The sequence below is a fragment of the Microbacterium sp. BF1 genome (genome assembly GCF_019279095.1).
GTDB lineage: Bacteria > Actinomycetota > Actinomycetes > Actinomycetales > Microbacteriaceae > Microbacterium > Microbacterium maritypicum.
In genome coordinates this window covers 1-741 of the sequence record NZ_JAGYWT010000775.1, presented here as the reverse complement: position 1 = coordinate 741, position 741 = coordinate 1, and the positions used below count along the sequence as shown (strand labels likewise).

The following is a 741-nucleotide window of genomic DNA, read 5'->3' as shown; positions in this document are numbered from 1 at the left end:
CCCGCCTCGAACACCGCGGCGCCCGCGTCGAGGGCACGGTTGAGCGCGGTCGCCTGCACACGGGCGGCGGGGTCGAGGTACACGTTGCGCGAGCTCATGGCGAGCCCGTCGGCTTCCCGCACGATCGGGCAGGCGACGATCCGCACGTCGAGGTCGAGGTCCCGCACGACACGGCGGACCACGAGCACCTGCTGCGCGTCCTTCTGCCCGAAGTAGGCGGTGTCGGGCCGGACGATGCCGAACAGCTTCGTGACGACCGTGGCGACCCCGTCGAAGTGGTGCGCCCCACGGCTCGCACCGTCGAGCACGTCGGTGAGGCCCGCGACGTGGATGTTCGTCGCGAACCCCTCGGGGTAGATCTCCGACGGTGCGGGAGCGAAGAGGATGTCGACGCCTGCAGCTTCCGCGAGCGCGGCATCGCGTGCCTCATCGCGCGGGTAGGCGCTGAGGTCTTCGTTCGCGCCGAACTGGGTCGGATTGACGAAGAGCGAGACGACGACCAGGTCGGATGCCGCGCGCGCGGCCCGCATCAGCGACAGGTGCCCGTCGTGGAAGGCACCCATCGTGGGCACGAGACCGATCGTCGCGCCCCCGACCCTCGCTTCGCGGATAGCGGCTCTGACCTCGGGGATCGTGCGGAGGATTCTCATGTGGAGGGCTCCTCGGTTGCAGGGGCGGGGCGGGCGGTGATCGTGCGCGTGACGGCGGCGAGGGCGTCGAACAGGTCGGACAGCTCGAGCT

The 741-nt window shown here is 70.7% G+C and carries 1 protein-coding gene; it reads right to left on the bottom strand.

Annotated features, from left to right (window positions below; genetic code table 11):
* Positions 1-650: pantoate--beta-alanine ligase (gene panC / locus KZA10_RS16705; protein WP_218683461.1), on the bottom strand; the 650-nt coding region annotated here is incomplete at its 3' end.
* Positions 651-741 lie beyond the last annotated feature (91 nt).